The organism is Lysobacter olei, assembly GCF_054777355.1.
In genome coordinates this window covers 27,001-45,854 of sequence record NZ_BAAHAT010000011.1, presented here as the reverse complement: position 1 = coordinate 45,854, position 18,854 = coordinate 27,001, and the positions used below count along the sequence as shown (strand labels likewise).

At 68.9% G+C, this 18,854-nt stretch carries 16 protein-coding genes; 10 read left to right on the top strand and 6 right to left on the bottom strand.

The genetic code is table 11. From position 1 onward, the window contains the following. The first annotated feature begins 52 nt into the window (after positions 1–52). Together ACYVBS_RS14260 and ACYVBS_RS14255 are read left to right on the top strand one after the other, a co-directional pair. Entirely contained in the window at positions 53–847 is a 795-nt protein-coding gene (locus ACYVBS_RS14260; protein ID WP_460824419.1) for a sulfite exporter TauE/SafE family protein, read from the top strand. A 215-nt stretch (positions 848–1,062) separates the two neighbouring features. Further along, complete coding sequence (locus ACYVBS_RS14255) at positions 1,063–3,990, top strand: TonB-dependent receptor plug domain-containing protein (RefSeq protein WP_460824418.1); 2,928 nt, start codon at positions 1,063–1,065, stop codon at positions 3,988–3,990. A gap of 142 nt (positions 3,991–4,132) precedes the next feature. Here the strand turns inward: ACYVBS_RS14255 and ACYVBS_RS14250 are convergent, their stop codons facing one another. From ACYVBS_RS14250 to ACYVBS_RS14235, 4 genes are all read right to left on the bottom strand, one after another. Continuing rightward, positions 4,133–4,906 carry an endonuclease/exonuclease/phosphatase family protein gene (locus tag ACYVBS_RS14250; RefSeq protein ID WP_460824417.1) on the bottom strand — a complete coding sequence of 258 codons (774 nt, stop codon included), beginning with the start codon at positions 4,904–4,906 and terminating at the stop codon, positions 4,133–4,135. Between the two features lie 20 nt (positions 4,907–4,926). Further along, positions 4,927–5,739: a thiol:disulfide interchange protein DsbA/DsbL gene (locus tag ACYVBS_RS14245; RefSeq protein ID WP_460824415.1), complete on the bottom strand. Its 813-nt coding sequence runs from the start codon at positions 5,737–5,739 to the stop codon at positions 4,927–4,929. Positions 5,740–5,838: 99 nt separating this feature from the next. Further along, entirely contained in the window at positions 5,839–6,540 is a 702-nt protein-coding gene (locus ACYVBS_RS14240; protein WP_460824414.1) for a thiol:disulfide interchange protein DsbA/DsbL, read from the bottom strand. Between the two features lie 148 nt (positions 6,541–6,688). Further along, positions 6,689–7,567 (bottom strand): c-type cytochrome, encoded by an 879-nt coding sequence (locus ACYVBS_RS14235; RefSeq protein ID WP_460824413.1) that lies wholly within the window; start codon positions 7,565–7,567, stop codon positions 6,689–6,691. Positions 7,568–7,768: 201 nt separating this feature from the next. On the opposite strand from ACYVBS_RS14235, the gene yihA reads away from it, so the two are divergent. The 3 genes from yihA to ACYVBS_RS14220 all read left to right on the top strand — a co-directional run bounded on the left by yihA (position 7,769) and on the right by ACYVBS_RS14220 (position 10,453). Then, positions 7,769–8,404 (top strand): ribosome biogenesis GTP-binding protein YihA/YsxC, encoded by a 636-nt coding sequence (gene yihA / locus ACYVBS_RS14230; protein WP_460824412.1) that lies wholly within the window; start codon positions 7,769–7,771, stop codon positions 8,402–8,404. 175 nt (positions 8,405–8,579) lie between these two features. Then, the gene (locus ACYVBS_RS14225) at positions 8,580–9,956 is read left to right on the top strand and encodes a glutamate--cysteine ligase (RefSeq protein ID WP_460824411.1); all 1,377 of its coding nucleotides are present in this window, start codon (positions 8,580–8,582) and stop codon (positions 9,954–9,956) included. A gap of 71 nt (positions 9,957–10,027) precedes the next feature. After that, a complete protein-coding gene (locus ACYVBS_RS14220) occupies positions 10,028–10,453 on the top strand; it encodes a hypothetical protein (RefSeq protein WP_460824409.1) in 426 nt (141 codons plus the stop codon). A 13-nt stretch (positions 10,454–10,466) separates the two neighbouring features. Here the strand turns inward: ACYVBS_RS14220 and ACYVBS_RS14215 are convergent, their stop codons facing one another. Further along, a complete protein-coding gene (locus ACYVBS_RS14215) occupies positions 10,467–12,140 on the bottom strand; it encodes a hypothetical protein (RefSeq protein ID WP_460824408.1) in 1,674 nt (557 codons plus the stop codon). A 153-nt stretch (positions 12,141–12,293) separates the two neighbouring features. On the opposite strand from ACYVBS_RS14215, the gene ppc reads away from it, so the two are divergent. The 5 genes from ppc to ACYVBS_RS14190 all read left to right on the top strand — a co-directional run bounded on the left by ppc (position 12,294) and on the right by ACYVBS_RS14190 (position 18,349). Further along, the gene (gene ppc / locus ACYVBS_RS14210) at positions 12,294–15,050 is read left to right on the top strand and encodes a phosphoenolpyruvate carboxylase (RefSeq protein WP_460824407.1); all 2,757 of its coding nucleotides are present in this window, start codon (positions 12,294–12,296) and stop codon (positions 15,048–15,050) included. A 105-nt stretch (positions 15,051–15,155) separates the two neighbouring features. After that, a complete protein-coding gene (gene frmR, locus ACYVBS_RS14205) occupies positions 15,156–15,431 on the top strand; it encodes a formaldehyde-responsive transcriptional repressor FrmR (protein WP_460824406.1) in 276 nt (91 codons plus the stop codon). A 144-nt stretch (positions 15,432–15,575) separates the two neighbouring features. Further along, entirely contained in the window at positions 15,576–16,685 is a 1,110-nt protein-coding gene (locus tag ACYVBS_RS14200) for an S-(hydroxymethyl)glutathione dehydrogenase/class III alcohol dehydrogenase (protein WP_460824404.1), read from the top strand. 44 nt (positions 16,686–16,729) lie between these two features. Further along, entirely contained in the window at positions 16,730–17,560 is an 831-nt protein-coding gene (fghA, locus tag ACYVBS_RS14195) for an S-formylglutathione hydrolase (RefSeq protein WP_460824403.1), read from the top strand. Positions 17,561–17,650: 90 nt separating this feature from the next. Continuing rightward, a complete protein-coding gene (locus tag ACYVBS_RS14190; protein ID WP_460824402.1) occupies positions 17,651–18,349 on the top strand; it encodes a LuxR C-terminal-related transcriptional regulator in 699 nt (232 codons plus the stop codon). Positions 18,350–18,410: 61 nt separating this feature from the next. Here ACYVBS_RS14190 and ACYVBS_RS14185 read toward each other — a convergent pair whose 3' ends face one another. Continuing rightward, the gene (locus ACYVBS_RS14185; RefSeq protein ID WP_460824401.1) at positions 18,411–18,755 is read right to left on the bottom strand and encodes a hypothetical protein; all 345 of its coding nucleotides are present in this window, start codon (positions 18,753–18,755) and stop codon (positions 18,411–18,413) included. Between the last annotated feature and the right edge of the window lie 99 nt (positions 18,756–18,854).

Genomic DNA, 18,854 nt, shown 5'->3' with positions numbered 1-18,854 from the left:
CGGTGGGCAGGGGCCATTCCGGGCATGTTTTCGGGAGAGCAGCAGCGTGTGGATGGCGTGGTTGGCGTTTCTGGGGTTGGGGGCGGTGGCCGGCGTGCTGGCCGGCCTGTTGGGCGTGGGCGGCGGCCTGGTGCTGGTGGCCGCATTGGCCTGGATGCTGCCGAGGCTTGGGGTGCCCCAGGACGCGGCAATGCATGCAGCGCTGGCCAGTTCGCTGGCGAGCATCGTGCTGACCGCCGCAGCCTCGGCGCGCGCGCATGCCCAGCGTGGCAGCGTGATGTGGCCCACCGTCCGCTGGATGGCGCCGGGCCTGCTGGTGGGCGGCTGGCTTGGCAGTGCACTTGCGGTGCGACTGCCGGGTGAATGGCTGCGCTGGCTGGTCGCGATCTACTGCTTCCTGGCCGCGGCCCAGCTGTTGCTGGGACGCCGCACGCCGGCCGATGGCCACACCCGCCCCGCGCCCCGCGGGCCCGGCATGAGCACGGCCGGGGTCGGGATCGGTGCCGTCTCGGCCGTGGTGGGCATCGGGGGAGGGAGCATGACGGTGCCGCTGCTGGTGTGGCGTGGCGTTGCGCCGGTGCGTGCGGTGGGCACGTCGTCGGCCTGTGGCGTGGTGATTGGCCTGGCCAGCGCGGCCGGATACGCACTGCAGGCACCTGCGGGCGCGCTGCCGTCCCATGCGATCGGCTATGTGTACCTGCCGGCGGCGATCGGGGTGGCGATCGCCTCGGTGTTCGCGGCGCCGCATGGCACGCACCTGGCGCACCGCCTGTCGGGCGAAGCACTGAAGCGTGTGTTCGCCGCGTTCCTGGTGGTGGTGGGGAGCAGCCTGCTGTTGGGCGGGTGAATGATTCGTTGGCCCGCGCCGCGGCAGTGACGAGCAGCGCCGGCCCGGAGGTCGATCCATTCGGGGGCGTGCGGGCCTGCCCTGCCACTGTGCCGGGGCGGTGCATGCCATTTGCCGCTTGTGGCGGATTCACAAATTGTTTACAAACGGGATACGCCACGGAACAGGGGCCGGGCGCCTTTGTGCTGTTTCATCACTTTTAGGGAGAGAGGTCGATGCAAGCGATGCGCCGCAAGACGTTGGCGAAAGCCATCCAGTTGTCCATGCTGATTGCACTGCCGGGCGTCGTCGCCGCGCAGGAAGCCGAGACGTCGCAGGCGACGACCCTCGATTCGGTGCGCGTGACCGGTACCCGCATCAAGAAGGCCGAGATCGAGAGCCAGGTGCCGGTGCAGACCCTTTCGCGCGAGGACATCGACCGCACCGGTCTGACCTCGCTGGGCGACATCGTGCAGAGCCTGACCGGCGCCGGTTCGGCCCTGAACACCAAGTTCAACTCGTCGGGCAACTTCGGCTTCTCGCCCAACGGCGACGGCGTGGGCGCTGGTTCGGCGCAGGTCGACCTGCGCCACCTCGGTCCCAAGCGCGTGCTGGTCCTGGTGGACGGCGTGCGCTGGATCAATGAGTCGTCCGCCTCGGGCGTGGGCGCGGCCACCGACCTCAACACCATTCCGCTGGCCCTGGTCGAGCGCATCGAAGTGCTGGAAGACGGCGCGTCGTCGCTGTACGGCTCCGACGCGATCGCCGGCGTGGTCAACATCATTACCCGCCGCAACTTCGAAGGCGGCCAGGTCACGGTCAACGCCGGCCAGTACGGCGAAGGCGACGGCGACCTCGGCAGCGTCGACCTGGCGTGGGGCACCAGCACCGAGCGCGCCAACTTCTTCATCGGCGCCAGCTACGTCAACCAGGACCCGATCTATTCCAAGGACCGTGAGCAGTCCAGCTACCCGATCCCGGGCACCGGCCTGACTTTCGCCAGCTCGGCCACGCCGAACGGTCGCTTCGTGTTCTTCGGCAACGCGGCCAACCCGGTGTGTCCGGACGCGTTCTGCAACATCACCACGCCCAACGGTTCCAGCTACTCGCCGACGCCGTCGTTCCCGGGTGATTTCATCCCCTTCCGCACGGCCAACCGCTTCAACTTCTCGCAGTACAACATGATGCTGACGCCGTCGGAGCGTAGCGGCGTGTTCGGCCAGTTCCGTTATTACTTCAACGACAACGTGCACGCCTACGCCAAGGCGCTGTTCAACCGTCGTGAGTCGACCAACCAGGCCGCACCGGAGCCGATCTTCCTCGGCGGCGACGCGGGCACGGGCAACCCGTATGCGGACGGCATCTTCATTCCCGCCTCGCAGATGTACAACCCGTTCGGCATCGACCTGGATTCCAGCTCCAACCTGATCCTGATCGGCCGCCGTCCGGTCGAGGGCGGTCCGCGCATCTTCGAGCAGAAGGTCGACACGCAGTACTTCGCCGCGGGCGTGGAAGGCAGCTTCGACGCCGGCGAGAAGACCTGGTTCTGGGACGTGAACGTCGCGGCCAGCAAGAACGAGGCCGAGCAGACCAACTACGGCTCCTACAACATCCGCAACATCGCGCTGGCGCTGGGCGACACCGACACCGCCGGCAACACCTGCGCCACCACGCCGGGTTGCGTGCCGCTGAACATCTTCGGCGGCCCGGGCACGATCACGCGGGAAATGCTGGCGTGGATCCAGCCAGTAGTGCGCGACCGCAGCGAGCAGACCCTGCAGCTGGCGACGGCCAACATCTCCGGTGACCTGTTCGAGATGTGGGCCGGCCCGCTGTCGTTCGCCGCGGGCCTTGAGCACCGCCGCTACGAGGGCGAGTACATCCCCGACCCGATCAACTACGTGACGATGACCCGTCCGGACGGCAGCACCGTGGTCGAGAGCCACTACAACGGCGTGCCGTCGCTGCCGACCTCGGGCGATTACGACGTCAACGAGGCGTACCTCGAACTGGCCGTGCCGCTGATGCGCGACACCGCATTCGGCAAGAGCCTGGACCTGAGCCTGGCCGGCCGCTACTCGGACTACTCCACCTTCGGTGGCCAGTTCACGCCGAAGTTCGGCCTGCGCTGGCAGGTGGCCGATGAGCTGCTGCTGCGCGCCACGTACGCGGAAGGCTTCCGCGCGCCGTCGATCGGCGAACTGTATGGCTCGGCCAGCCGCGCCGACCTGCAGTTGGACGACCCGTGCCTGATCGGCCTGGACGGTTCCGCGCCGACCGGCAACACGGCCAACTGCCGTGCGCTGGGCGTGCCGGCCGGTGCCAGCCAGTCCAACGGCCAGATCTCGGTCACCACCGGCGGCAATCCGAACCTGGATCCGGAAACCGCGCGCAGCTTCACGGCGGGCATGGTGTTCAGCCCGTCCTTCGCCAGTGATGCCTCGTGGTCCGAGCGCCTGGACATCGAGCTGACCTACTACCGCCACTCGCTGGAAGGTGCGGTCCAGGCCATCGATGCGCAGACCCAGCTGGACCTGTGCGTCGAGACGTTGGACCCGCTGTACTGCGGCGGCATCACCCGCGCGCCGAATGTGGGCAGCATCAACAGCTTCAACAACCGCCTCACCAACCTCGGCTCGATCAAGACCGACGGCTGGGACTTCGATGTGTTCTGGACCCTGCCGGAAACCTCGCTGGGCAACTTCAAGGTGTCGTGGCAGAACACCTTCGTCAGCCGCTACGAAGCGATCGGTGCTGCCGGTCAGGTGCAGCCGCGTTCCGTGGGCGTGGAAGTCACCGACAGCGCCATTCCGGAGTGGACCTCCAACACCTCGCTGGAGTGGAGCCGCAACGCATGGACCGCTTCGTGGACGATGCGCCACATCTCCGAGCTGGAAGAAGAGTGCGGTGATGCGGTGTCGTTCCCGGTGTGCAGCAACCCGGGCGAGGGCACCAACACCCTCGAGGCGATCTCCTACCACGATGTCCAGGTGGGCTACCGCTTCGATTGGATGAAGGGCCTGCAGCTGGCCGTGGGCGCCAAGAACGTGCTCGACAAGGATCCGCCGATCTGCCTGTCGTGCTCGCTCAACGGCTACGATGCTTCCACCTACGACATCCCGGGTGGCCGTTACTTCTACGTGCGGGCCGACCTGCGGTTCTGATCGGTTGAAGGCGTGAATGCAGAACGGCCGGGGAGCGATCCCCGGCCGTTTTGTTTGGCGGGCAGCCCCAGCGCTGCAGTCACGCGCCGGCCAAGGGTCGTGCCAGGCAGCGGGTCTGCCTGCGCGAACCGCTCGACGCGGATCAGCTCAGAGACTGCTCGGGCACGTCCAGGTTGACCGACAACGCGAGGTGGTCGGAAAACGCGGCCGCCAGGGCTTGGGGCTCGCTGCAGCGCAGGCCATCGCCGACCAGGATGTGGTCGATGGCGCGCTGGGGGCTCCAGCTGGGAAAGGTCGGGGTGTCGTGGTCGGGCGGCTGCAGGCGCGTGCGCTTGAACAGCTGTTGCATTTCCGGCCGGTCGATGGGGCAGTTGAAGTCGCCCATCAGCACCGCATTGGCGTGCCCGTGCAGCAGTTCGGCGATGAAGGACAGTTGCGATGCGCGCGAGCTCGCGCCCAGTGACAGGTGCGCGACGGCCACCATCAACGAATCGGGCGCGTTACCGAAGCGCGCCACCAGCACGCCGCGACCGCCCAGTCGCCCTGGTAGGCTGTGGTCCAACACCTCGCGTGGCTCCAGCTTGGCCAGCAGGCCGTTGGCGCTGGAGGCGACGCCGCCGACGCGGCGGTTTGGCTGGTGGCTCCAGTAATCGAAGCCGCCACGCTCGGCCAGGTAGTGGGTCTGGTTGGTGAAACCCGAGCGCAGGCTACCCGGGTCGCTCTCGTTCAAACCCACGATGTCGTATTGGCCCGCGAGCTGGGCAATCGCATCCAGGCTGTTGCGCTTGTTGCCGGCGGGCAACACGTGTGACCAGCTGCGCGCGACATAGTCGTGGTAGCCGCGCGTGCTGGAGCCCGCCTGGATGTTGGCGCTGAGCAGCCGCAGCCGCCGCGTCTTCTTGCCAGGCGCGCCCATGCCGTCGTGACCTGTGGCGATCAGCCGCCCGTGCCGGTCGCCGGCGCCGCAGCCGGGGTGGCGGCCGCACGTTCCTTGGCGATCAGGTGGTCGGTGATGCGCAGCACGTCTTCAAAGCCCTTGCCGCCGATGACGCGGTACTTGCCGTTGACGACGATGCTGGGCGTGCCTTCCACACCGCTGCGCAACAGGAACTGCTCGGCGCGCTTGAGCTTGCCGGCCACGGCGAAGCTGGACATGGTGCTGGCGAAGGTCTTGGGGTCCGCGCCGTACTTGGCGTAGAACGCGCCGATCTGCTCATCGGTCACGCCCTGCACGGGCAGGGTGCGCTCGATGTGGATCGCGCGGAACATCGCGTCATGGGTCTTGCCGAGCAGGCCCATGCCTTCGGCGGTGTAATAGGCCTTGGCGTACGGCATCCAGTAGCCGCCGAACGGCGCGGCCACGGCCACGAAGTTCACGTCGGCCGGCAACTTGGCCTTCCATGCCGCGACGAGCGGCTCAAAGCTGGCGCAATGCGGGCAGGTGTAGCCAAACGCCTCGGCCACTTCGATCTTGCCCGCGGCGGGCTGGAACGGCTGGCCACCGGCGATGTCGACGTAATCGGTGCCGGCCACCGGGGCGGGGCCCTGCGGCGGCACGATCGGGTTGGTGTTGGGCGCCGAGGCTTCGGCCGTCGGGGCCGCGACGTCGGCCGGTGCAGGCATGGCGGCGGGAGCGGTCGTCGCCGGTGCCGTCTCCGCGACCGGGGCCGACGGTGCGGGTGCTTCCTGCTTGCCGCAGGCGGCAAGGGTCAGGGCAGTGAACAGGATCAGGGGCAGGCGTGAAGTCATTGCGTTGATTCCACTGGAGGAAAGGAAGTCGCCCGGGGCGTACCGGGCATTATGCGGGCAGTGCGCTGAAGGTGGCGCCCGCCCGTAGACGGACGCGGTTCAGCGCTTGGCCGACCCGACCGTCCGGCGCGCGGCGCGTTCCTGCGCAACCAGGCGGTCGACGATTTGCAGGCGCTCCGCATAGGTCTGGCCGCCAATGACGCGATATTTGCCGTTGACCACCAACGCCGGCGTGCCGTCCACCCCGCTGCGGCCGATGAAGTCGTAGGCACGCTTCAGGTCGGCCGCGACGTCGGGGCCGTTGAAGGCGACCAGGAAGCGCGCGGTGTCCACGCCCCGCCCGGCATAGAAGGTGGCGATCTCTTCGGCGCTGGCGTTGCCCAGCGGCAGGCTGCCTTCCTCGTGCAGCGCATGGAACATCGCGGCATGGGTCTTCGAAACCACGCCCAGGCGCTGGGCGGCGTAGAAGGCGCGTGCATAGGGCATCCAGTGGCCGCCAAACGGCGCCGCGACCATAACCACGCTCACGTCCTTGGCCTGGCGCGCCTTCCACGCCGAGAACGCCGGCTCGAAATGCGCGCAATGGGGGCAGGTGTAGCCAAACACCTCGGCGACCTCGATCTTGCCGGCGACGGGCTGGTAGGCCGCGCCGCCTTCGATCAATTCGTAGTCCACGCCGGCGACGGGCGCGGCTTCTGCCTTGGTGGTCGGTGGGGCGGCGAGGGCGCCCGCCAGCGGAAGGGCGGCCAGCAGGAGGGATAGGGCGAAAGCAGGCAGAAGCGGCAGGCGGCGTGCGGTCATCGGTCTATGCGATCGGGGTGGGGCCCGCGCGGCCATGGCGGGCAAATGGGGCATGCGGCGGCCAGAAACAGAAACGCCGACCGCTAGGATAGCGGTCGGCGTCCTGAATGCAGCGTTGGCGGATGAGACCGCGGTCGCCGCGCGAAGTTCAGCCGCCCAGCGGGCGTGAACTGCCTTCGGCCGGGGCGGCGTCCTGCGCCGGCTCGGCGGCCGGCGCCTTCGGGGCGGCCGGTGCGGCCGGCAGCGCGGCCGGTGCCGGCGCGGCGCTGGCCACGTCGTCGCGGCGCGCATGCAGGCCCTGCAGGTAGCTGGACAGCGAGGTGATCTCCTCGTCGGTCAACTGCTTGGCCACGCCCGCCATCACGTTGAACAGGTGCGGGTCGCGCTGGGTGGTGGTACCGGCGCGGTACTCTTCCAGGCGACGCTTGCTGTAGTCGGCCGTCTGGCCGGCCACGCGCGGGTAGGCCGGGCCAGGGTTGCCGGCGCCGGTCGGGCCGTGGCACGCCATGCACGCCGGGATGCCGCGAGCCTTGTCGCCCGACAGGAACAGCTGCTGGCCGACTTCGTAGAACTTCTTGCCGGCATTGGGACCGGTGGCGATGAGGGTGTCATCGGAGATGCCGGCACCGGACTTCTGCGCGGCGAAGTGCGCGCCCACGTCGCGGGCGTCCTGCGCCGTCAGCATGCTGGCGAAGGGCATCATGACCGCGGACATGCCGCCAGTGCGCTCGCCGCTCTTGAACAGGGCCAGCTGGTGCGCGATGTAGCGCTCACTCTGGCCGGCCAGGCGCGGGTACTGCGGGTCGGTCGGGTTGCCATCCAGGCCGTGGCAGGCCGCGCAGGTGCCGGCCTTGGCGGCACCGGCCTTGGCGTCGCCCCACACCGTCTTCTCCGGCTTGGCGTCCAGCGGGGCGGTCTGCACCTGCTCGGTCGGGGCGACCGGGGTGACCGTGGTCTGGGCGTAGGCGACGGCGGCCACCGCGAGGGCGGCGAGGCCGGCAAAGCCGAGGACGCGGGCTTGGCTCATTGGCTGGGCTCCGGAAAATCTGGTGTGTAGACAGGCAAACGGGCAGCACCGCAAGCGGCGCCGGAACCGCGGAATTATCGTCGGCGGGTGCGGTGGGGTCAACGCGCCGCGCGTGAGCGCCACGGACCGCCCCTCTTTTCTCTTCCATACGCATGCCACGGTTTTCGACCGGAAGCCAACGGGCCATGCGATCCTAGGCGGATGTCGAACCCTCTCGCTCGCGCCAAATACCTGTTGGCCGCCCACAACCCGCGCCAGTTGCCGCCCGATGGCGGCTTCGAGGTGGCCTTCGCCGGCCGCTCCAATGCGGGCAAATCCACCGCGCTGAACGCGATCTGCAACCAGAACGCGCTGGCCCGCGTGTCCAAGACCCCGGGCCGCACCCAGCAGCTGGTGTTCTTCGACATTCCGCCGACCACCGACCGCTACCTGGTCGACCTGCCCGGCTACGGCTACGCCAAGGTGCCCAAGGACCTGCAGGCGCACTGGCAGGCCTTCATCCAGCAGTACTTCGAGACCCGGCAGGCGCTGCGAGGCTTGATCGTAGTGATGGATATCCGCCATCCGTTGAAGGAGTACGACCTGCAGATGCTCGGTTACGCGGTGCGCCGCGGCTTGCCGGCGCATGCGCTGCTGACCAAGGCCGACAAGCTCAGCCGCAACCAGCAGTTGCAGTCGCTGGCCGCGGTGAAGCGCGAGCTGTCGTCGCAGTTTGCCGACAGCGTCAGCGTGCAGGTGTTCTCGGGCGAGTCCAAGCTGGGCGTGGATGACGTGCGCGGCGTGATCGGTGCCTGGCTGGAGATGGGCGCCGCTACGGGAGCTGCCTCCACTCCCTGAGGGCCTGATCGACGCGATCGCTTGTTCGCAATCGATCGCCGTCTGCGAGCGGCAGCGCATCAGAGCGTTTCACGACGAAGGTTGTTCGGAACAGGCGCCCGGCTACACTGCCAAGGTCTTGCGATTGCCGGCGACGGGCCGCATATCGCCTGCCCATTTCCCCAACGAGGTGCCTGTGTCCGGTCCGAGTCAGGTCAAGGATGTCCCCATCGGCACCGGCGCTGAAGGCCGTGCCCAGCTCATCGAGTTCCTCGCCAGCGGCGTGCGTTCGCGCGACGACTGGAAGATCGGCACCGAGCACGAGAAGTTCGGCTTCCGCACCGACGATCTGCGCCCGCCCACCTTCGATGGCGAGCGCGGCATCGAGGCGCTGCTCAAGGGGCTGATGCAATTCGGTTGGGCCCCGGTGGAGGAGCACGGCCGCGTCATCGCGCTGACGCGTGATGCCGCGTCAGTGTCGCTGGAGCCGGCCGGGCAGCTGGAACTGTCGGGCGCGCCGCTGGCGCATCTGCACGAGACCTGCTGCGAGACCACGAACCACCTGCAGGAAGTGCGCGCGGTGGCCGAGCCGATGGGGCTGGGCTTCCTCGGCATGGGCTTCCAGCCCAAGTGGCGCCGCGACGAGATGCCGTGGATGCCCAAGGGCCGCTACAAGATCATGCGCGAGTACATGCCCAAGGTCGGCACGCTCGGCCTGGACATGATGACGCGCACCAGCACGGTGCAGGTCAACCTAGACGTCGGCAGCGAAGCCGACATGGTGAAGAAGTTCCGCGTGTCGCTGGCGCTGCAGCCGATCGCGACCGCACTGTTCGCCGATTCGCCGTTCACCGAGGGCCAGCCCAACGGCTACCTGAGCTACCGTTCGCACATCTGGACCGACACCGACAACGACCGCACCGGCCTGCTCGACTTCGTGTTCGAGGACGGCTTCGGCTACGAGCGCTATGTTGATTACCTGCTCGACGTGCCGATGTACTTCGTCTACCGCGATGGCACGTACATCGATGCCTCGGGTCAGTCGTTCCGCGACTATCTCGCGGGCAACCTGCCCGCGTACCCGGGCCAGTTGCCCACGCTGAAGGATTGGGCCGACCACAGCACCACCGCCTTCCCCGAAGTGCGACTGAAGAAGTACCTGGAAATGCGCGGCGCCGATTCCGGGCCGTGGAACCGTATCTGTGCGCTGCCGGCATTCTGGGTGGGCCTGCTGTACGACGACACCGCGTTGGATGCGGCCTGGGACCTGGTCAAGGACTTCAGTCTCGCCGAGCGCCACGCGCTGCGCGATGGCGTGCCACGGCATGCACTGAAGCTGCCTTTCCGGGGCGGCACGGTGCTCGATCTGGCGCGGCGCGCACTGGAGATCAGCGCACACGGCCTGGCCCGCCGCGCGCGCCTCAATGGCAACGGTGCCGACGAGTCGATCTACCTCGAGCCGCTGATGGAGTTCGTAGATGCCGGCATCACCCCCGCCGAGCGCAAGCTGGCGCTGTTCCACGGGGAGTGGCAGGGCGACATCGATCGGGTGTTTCGCGAGTTCGCCTACTGACCGTCGGGTCGCCGCGATACCCGCTATCCTGCGCCGAACGGCCGCGCCGCGGCCTTGGGGGGAGTGGGCACATGGTCATGCGACTCGGGGTGATGCTGTTGCTGGTGTTGTCGGCGTCGTCGGTGGCGCAGACCGTGGGGACGGTGCGGCCGATGGTGGCGCCAAAGGTCGACACCGTCGCGATCGACTACCGCCAGCAGTGGGAGCAGGAGCGGGCGAAGAACCAGACGCTGCGTACCGAGAACGCGCAACTCAGCCAGCAACTGGCCGAATGGACCCGCCGCGGTGGCAGTCTGGTGCATGCCTATTGCGAGACACCCACGCTGAGCCGCAACAGTGCCGGCGCCAGTAACGATTGCGCGGTGGCCGGGTTTGGCTGCGAGCCCGTCAGCGGCGTGTGCCGTACGGTCGCCAACAGTGCCGCCGACTGTGCCCCGCGTTTCGTCTACTGCGCCACCAACCGGCAGTGCGTGCGCGACGCCAACGCCTGCCCTTGACGCACGCGGCAGCCTAGAACCGCGACGCGACCAGGGGCGTGTCGGCCCATTGCCATGCCTCGGCCAGCCGTCGCTCGGTATTGGCCGCGGCGGCCACGTCGCCGCTGTCGCGTTGCGCCTGCGCCAGTCCGCGCAATGACCAGCCGTTCTCCGGGTACTTGAGCAGGTCGGCGCGATACACCGCACTCGCCTCGTCGGCGCGGTTGGCGGTCAGCAGGGCCGCGCCCAGGTAGGCACGGGTCGGCAGGGGCCAATCCGCCGGTTCGTTGTAGGCCAGCCGGTCCTCGGCGGTGACGGCGTCGCGCAGGGCGGCCAACCCGGCCACCTGATCGCCGCGCGCCAGCGCCAGTTCGCCGCGCAACAGCGGTAGCGCGACGGCCAGCACGCGGTCGGCGGGATTGATATCCCACAGCGGCGTGGCGGCCAGCGCCGGTTCGCGGGTGACGGCTTCCAGTGCCACCAGTTCACGCTGCGCCTCTGCCACGCGCTGGGTGCGCACGTAGGCCATGCCGCGTGCGAAGTGCCACACGCCGCGCGGGTACGGCAGATCGGCCGGTGCTTCCGTCGTGGCCAGCACGTCCTGCCATCGACCGAAACGCACGCGCGTGTACAGCGGCGTGACCAGGAACTGCTGCATGAAACTCAGCTGCTCCAGCTGGGCGGGATCGGCGCGCCGCGCGGCCTGGTCGGCGGCTTCGAGCGCGAGCGTGCGCGACCCGTGCAGGCCCGCGGTCATCGCCGCGAAGTGCCAGTTGTGCGGCACGTAGCCCAGCGGGTACACGCCGTTGCTGCCGCGGCAGAACGAGAGGAAGGCCTGGTCGGCGGTGCTGGCGCGCAGGTTGGTGAGGGTGGCGTCGTGGTAGCGGCCGACGCGGATGTAGGTGTGCGCGGGCATGTGCACCAGGTGGCCCGAGCCCGGCGCGAGGTCGGCCAGTCGATCGGCATGACGCTCGGCGCGACCGGGATCGGCGGACGCTTCCACGGCGTGGATGTAGTAGTGCATCGCGCCGATGTGGTCCGGGTTGCGTGTCAGCACGCGCTCCAGCGCGGCCACCAGCGTCGGCGTGTGTTCGGTGGGCGTGCCGTCGGCGTTCCAGTACGCCCAGGGCGACAGGTCCATCAGTGCCTCGGCGTAGAGCGTGGCGGCGTCATCGTCCTGAGGGAAGCGCTGCACGACATCGGCCATGGCCTTCGCGTAGGCCAGGTCGAGCGGTTGGCGGTCGGCGGGTGCCGGATCGGCATAGCGTTGCAGCAGTGCGTCGATCAGGGCGCGGTCGGCCGGGCGCGCGCCCGCGGACAGCGCCTTCGCGTGCCGGGCCAGGCGCGTCGCCTCCGCCGCGTGGGCGGGGTCCATCGGCAGGTTGATGTTGGGCCCCAGCACCAGCGCCTGGCCCCACACGCACATCGCGCAGGTCGGGTCCAGGCGGGCGGCTTCGGCGAAGGCGCGGCCGGCGGCCTCGTGGTTGAACCCGTACATCAGGCGCAAGCCTTGATCGAAGTAGCGCTGGGCCGCGGCGACATGACTGCCCGTCTCGCGACCGAGCGTGCCCAATGTGTCCAGCAGGACGGGGGCATTGCCGGCGCGGTCGGCTGTCGTCGACGGCGCGGCGCCGCACGCGACGGCGAGGGTCGCGACGAAAGTCGCAAGCGCGAGCGGGCGGACGGTATGGAGCGGAGTATTGGGCATGGTGGTGGCCTCGGTTTGCCACGGGGCCAACGCGACTTGTCGTGGGTCGCGGCCACGCCGACGTGGCCGGAAGTTGCAGCCGATACCGTTGCGCCATGCGCACGCGGCTGGGGCCACAATGCAATCGCCCCCCCCAAAGACTTTGGGCTGCCTGTGTCCCTGCCACCTGCCGCCATCCACGCCGACGAACCGCTCCGCACCGTGGCCTTTGCCCCTACCGATGCGCTGCTGCGCGAGGACGTGAAAGCACTGGGCGGCCTGGTCGGCGAGATCCTGGCCGAGCAGTGCGGACAGGGCTTTCTCGATGAAGTGGAGGCGCTGCGCCGCAGTGCGATCCGCCGCCGCGAACAACAGGCGCCCGTGGCCGAACTGGCCAATGCGCTGGCCGGTATCGAAACCGGGCGCGCGACCGATCTGGTGCGTGCCTTCGCCACCTATTTCCAGGCGGTGAACCTGGCCGAACGCGTGCACCGCATCCGGCGTCGCCGCGACCACGAGCGCAGCGGCGACGGTGCCCAGCCCGGTGGCCTGCTGGCGGTGCTGGGTGAGCTTGCACGCGAGGGCGTCAGCGTGGAGGAGGTTGCCGCGCTGATGCCGCGTCTGCGCATCGAGCCGGTGTTTACCGCGCACCCCACCGAGGCGGTGCGTCGCGCGCTGCTGGAGAAGGAGCGCAAGATCGTGCGCTGCCTGATCGATGACATCGATCGCGGGCGTACGCCGGTGGAGCGCCGCGTGGACCGTGAGCGCATCCGTATGGCGTTGACTGCCAGCTGGCAGACGGCCGAGGCGCCGCCGGTGAAGCCCAGCGTCACCGACGAATTCGAGCACGTCAGCTATTACTTGTCCGACGTGCTGTACCGCGTGGTGCCGGTGTTCTGCGAGGTGTTCGAGGAGGCGTTGCGCGCGCATTTTCCCGGCGTGCCGTCGCTGCCGCCGGTGCTGGGCTTCGGCACCTGGGTGGGCGGTGACATGGACGGCAATCCCAACGTGGGCGCCGGCACGATCGCGGCCACGCTGGCGGGGCAGCGCGCGCTGGTGCTGGCGGCCTACCGCCGTGACCTGGCCGCGCTGGCGGAAACCCTGAGCCAGTCGCTGTCGCGCGTGCCGGTGTCCGACGCGGTGCTGGGGCAGGTGGCGGCGTATCGCGCACTGATGCCCGTGTCGGCGGCCAAGCTGCATCCGCGGCATGCCGACATGCCGTACCGCAACCTGCTGACGCTGATGATCGAGCGGCTGTGGGCCAACACCCACGAGGATCGCGAGCGCTACCCGGACGCGGCTGCGTTCCTCGCCGATCTCGACCTGATCGCCGACAGCCTGCGCGCGCACGGGGGGAGCCATGCTGGCGCACATGCCGTGCAGCGCGTGCGCCGGCGCGTGGAGTGCTTCGGCTTCCACCTGGCCACGCTGGACCTGCGACAGGATTCAGCCACGCACGATGCGGCGCTGGCGGCATTGCTGGGCGACGCCGGCTGGGATGCGCGTGCCGCGGAGGAACGTGCCGCGCGGCTGCATGCCCTGCTGGAGCAGGCGCGGCCCAGCGTGCCCCAGCCGCAGGCCGAAGCCGCCGCGAACACGCTGGCGGTGTTCCGCACCGTGGCCGCGTTGCGCCCGCGCTACGGCGCGCGCGCGTTTGGCCCCTACATCATCAGCATGAGCCGCAGCGCGGCGGACGCCCTGGCGGTGCTGGCGCTGGCGCGGGTGGCCGGCTGCGTGGAGGCCGACGGGGGCGTGCCGCTGGACGTAGCGCCGTTGTTCGAGACCGTGGATGACCTCGATGCCTCGGCCGCGACGTTGCGCGCGCTGCTTGCCGACCCGGTGTACCGCGCGCACTTGGCGACGCGGGGCAATCGCCAGCTTGTGATGCTCGGGTATTCCGACAGCGCCAAGGATGGTGGTGCGGTGGCGTCGCGCTGGGCGTTGCAGCAGACCCAGATCGCATTGACCCAGTTGGCACGCGACAGCGGCGTGCAGATCGCGTTCTTCCACGGTCGTGGCGGCTCGGTCAGTCGCGGCGGCGGCAAGACCGAGCGCGCGGTGATCGCCGCGCCGCGCGGATCGGTGGACGGCTACCTGCGGCTGACCGAGCAGGGGGAAGTCATCCACCGCAAGTACGGGATCCGCGCCTTGGCGCTGCGTAACCTTGAGCAGGCTACCGGCGGTGTGCTGCGCGCCACGCTGCGCCCGCGCGCGCCGGAGCCGCGCGAAGGGGCGTGGCGGGCGATCGCCGCCGAGTTGGCGCGTGACTCGCGCGCCCACTACCGCGCGCTGGTGCACGACGACGCACTGTTCCCCGCGTACTTCCGCGCGGCCACGCCGATCGACGTGATCGAGCGCCTGCGCATCGGCTCGCGGCCCAGCAAACGCGCGGGCACGGGTGACATCGGCTCGTTGCGCGCGATTCCGTGGGTGTTTGCCTGGTCGCAGAACCGTGCGGGACTGACCGCATGGTATGGCGTGGGCACCGCGTTGGAGCGCGCACTGGCCACGCATGGCCGCGACGCATTGGCGGAAATGGCGCGCGACTGGCCGTTCTTCGGCACGCTGGTGGACGACATGGAAATGGTGTTGGCCAAGTCCGATCCGGGCATCTTCGAGCGCTATTCGCTGTTGGCCCGGGCGCTGCCCGAGGGCGATCTGCATGTCCGCTTCCACCCCGGCATCGCGGCCGAGTTCGAGCGCGCGCGCGCGGCGGTGCTGGCCATCAAGAACGAAGACGAGCTGCTCAATGGCGACCAGCGCCTGCAGCAGTCGATCCGCCTGCGCAACCCCTACGTGGACCCCATCAGCTTGTTGCAGGTGGAGCTGCTCGCGCGCTGGCGCACCGCCGGGCGTCCGGACGATGACCTGCTCAATGCGCTGGTGGCGACGGTCAACGGCATCGCGGCGGGTGTGCAGAACACCGGCTGAGGCCGGTAAGGCGCGTGGTGCGCACCGCCACAAGGGGTCGGGAGTGGCGATCCTTGATCGTCGCTATATACTATACCCCAGTATTGAATGTGTCCGAGAATCGCCATGCCCCACTCCCCCCAAGAGAAGAAGCGCGTGCTGACCCGCGTGCGCCGCATCAAGGGTCAGCTCGAGGCCTTGGACCGCGCCTTGGAAGCAGGTGCCGAGTGTGCCCCGGTGCTGCAGCAGATTGCGGCCGTGCGCGGCGCGGTCAACGGCCTGATGTCGGAGGTGATGGAAGCGCACATCCGCGAGGGCTTCAGTGAGCCCGCCGGCTCCGACCGCGAACGCGCCGAGCGCGTGACTGAACTGGCCGGCCTCGTGCGTTCCTACCTCAAATAGCCGGCCGTTCGACCGCGGACCAGGCCCGCTCCGGCGGTCGTGTGTCCAGGCCGCTGAGGGGCAATCAAATTCGCTGCAATCCACCGCCCACAACCATTCCCGTCCCGTGCGCCCCCCCCCGCGCCCCCACCTGGAGACCATCCCATGAAAAGTCGTGCCGCCGTTGCCTTCGCCGCAGGCCAACCCTTGCAGATCGTCGAGATCGACGTCGAGCCGCCGCGCAAGGGCGAAGTGCTGGTGAAGATCACCCACACCGGCGTGTGCCACACCGATGCCTTCACCCTCAGTGGTGATGATCCGGAGGGCCTGTTCCCCTGCGTGCTGGGACACGAAGGCGCGGGCGTGGTGGTGGAAGTGGGCGAGGGCGTCACCAGCGTCAAGCCGGGCGACCACGTGATCCCGCTGTACACCGCCGAGTGCGGCGAGTGCCTGTTCTGCAAGAGCGGCAAGACCAACCTGTGCGTGGCGGTGCGCGCCACCCAGGGCAAGGGCGTGATGCCCGATGGCACCACGCGTTTCTCGTACAACGGCCAGCCGGTGTACCACTACATGGGCTGCTCCACCTTCAGCGAGTACACGGTCGTCGCCGAGGTGTCGCTGGCGAAGATCAACCCGGAGGCCAATCACGAGCAGGTGTGCCTGTTGGGCTGCGGCGTGACCACCGGCATCGGCGCGGTCCACAACACCGCCAAGGTGCAGCCGGGCGACTCGGTGGCGGTGTTCGGCCTGGGCGGCATCGGGCTGGCGGTGATCCAGGGCGCGCGCCAGGCCAAGGCCGGCCGCATCATCGCCGTCGACACCAACCCGGCCAAGTTCGAACTGGCGCGGCAGATGGGTGCGACCGATTGCGTCAACCCGAAGGACCACGACAAGCCGATCCAGCAGGTGATCGTGGAGATGACCGGCTGGGGCGTGGACCACAGCTTCGAGTGCATCGGCAACGTGCAGGTGATGCGTGCCGCGCTGGAATGCGCGCACCGCGGCTGGGGGCAGAGCGTGATCATCGGCGTGGCCGGCGCCGGCCAGGAGATCAGCACGCGGCCGTTCCAGCTGGTCACCGGGCGCAAGTGGATGGGCACCGCCTTCGGCGGCGTGAAGGGCCGCAGCCAGTTGCCCGGCATGGTCGAGGATGCGATGCAGGGTGAGATCGAACTCGCGCCCTTCGTCACCCACACCATGGGGCTGGACGACATCAACCATGCCTTCGAGCTTATGCACGAGGGCAAGTCGATCCGCTCGGTGATCCATTTCTGAGTGTGCAATGCCGGGCGCACCGAGCCCGGCACGGGAGCGATCACATGCAACGAATCGAGCGACACGCATGCTTTGGTGGCTGGCAGGAGGTGTGGCGACACGCGTCGGCCACGCTGGGCTGCGAGATGAACCTGGGCGTGTACCTGCCCCCGCAGGCGGCGGAGGGGCCGTGCCCGGTGCTGTACTGGTTGTCGGGCCTGACCTGCACCGAGCAGAACTTCATCACCAAGGCGGGCGCGCAGCGGTATGCGGCCGAGCACGGGGTGATCGTGGTCGCGCCGGACACCAGTCCGCGTGGCGAGGGCGTGCCCGACGGCGAGGGCTACGATCTGGGACTCGGTGCGGGCTTCTACGTCAACGCGACGCAGGCGCCGTGGGCCACGCACTACCGCATGCACGACTATGTGGTGCATGAGTTGCCCGCGTTGGTCGAAGCGCACTTCTCCGCCAGTGGTGCGCGCGCGATCAGCGGGCATTCCATGGGCGGGCATGGCGCGCTGGTGCTGGCGCTGCGCAACCCGGGGCGTTATCGCAGCGTGTCGGCGTTCGCGCCCATTGTCGCGCCGTCGCAGGTGCCGTGGGGGCGAAAGGCATTCACGGCCTACCTCGGCGCCGACGAGGCCACGTGGCAGGAGTGGGACGCATGCGCACTGGTGGCCGCGGCCAGCGAGCGCCTGCCGTTGTTGGTCGACCAGGGCGAAGGCGACGACTTCCTAGAGGAGCAGCTGCAGCCATGGCGGCTGCGGGAGGTTTGTGCCGCCGAGGGACACCCCTTGCAACTCACGCTGCATCCCGAAAGCGACCACAGCTATTACTTCATCGCCAGCCGGATCGGTGATCACATTGCGTGGCATGCCCGCGCGCTGGCCGGGTAAGCGCGAGGTCTTCCCGGCTCGAAGGGCTGTTCAGTGGGGTGGCCGCTTGCCCGCCATGATCCCGTTTTAACCCTTGCGGACGTTGCGGTAATGGTCCGTGAGTGGATGACCGGGGTGGAACACATGGCAGCGGTGCCGGTGATGGCAATCGGCGGTGACCGGCTCTGGCGCGCACGCCTGGAGCGGATCTTCGCGAGCCGCGGTGACCTGTCCTGGCGGGGCGTACTCGAGGCCGGAGAGCGGACGCCCCTTCCGGACGCGGTGGGCTTGCTGCTGGTGGATGGAGACGATCCAGGCACCGACGCCCGCCTGCGCGCGTGGAGTACGGGCCTGCCCCGTCGGATCCACTTCTTCCGGGCGCCCACCGTGGCGTCACTTCAGGATTGCGTGCGCAGTGGCGCCAGTGGCTGCCTGGAAAAGGAGGCGCCGCCGGAGACCGTACTGCGCGCGGTGCGCGCGGTGGGGGCGGGCCTGTTCGCGGTGGAGCCCGCACTGATGCTGCGTTCGGTGCTGGCGTCCTGGGATAACCTGCATGCCACCACACCGCCGATGGCTGGCGCGCATGCGCTGGCGCAGTTGACCGACCGCCAGCGCGAGATCGTGCAGTGGGCCGCGCAGGGGCTGAGCAACAAGCAGATCGCGCGCAACCTCGGGATCAGCCCGGAGACGGTGAAGACACACCTTCACCATGCCTTTGAACGGGTGGGAGTCAGTGGCCGCGTCGCGCTGTCGGCGGCGCAATGGGCTAACGGCCAGCGCACCGAGCGGGCATTCGAAGACCTCCGCTGAGCCGGCACGCCCCTCGGTCCGCAACCCGCGGATCAGGCCCGCGCGGGCCGGCGCAGGCGCTTCAGGCGGATGTGACGTCCCGCAGTTCCCAGTGGCTCCCGGCGAGCAGGCGAAGCCGGTGCTTGAGCACCGTTCCCGGGATGGACGATGTCACCACCAGGTTCACGTGCAGGTCCTGTTGTTGGCCATCCACCATGGCGTTGGGGTCGATGGCGCCCAAGCTCGGATCCACGTCGTCCGGGTCTTCCTGCGTCAGGCGCCAACGCTCGAACAGGTCATTGCCACGCAGCGCTTCCTGCAGTTGCTCTGCGAAGGCCTCCGCACCAGCGGCGGTGAACGCAAAGCGCGGGTCATGGCCGCGTGCACGGGCGGCGTCGGGCAGGGTGATGTAGTAACGGGCAGCCATCGGGCGATCCTTGTCGTCGTGGGGTCAGGCTAGCGGCACCCGCATGGGCGCGCCGTGAATCCAACGTGCGCCCCGATTGAGCAAAGTGCAAGACGGCGG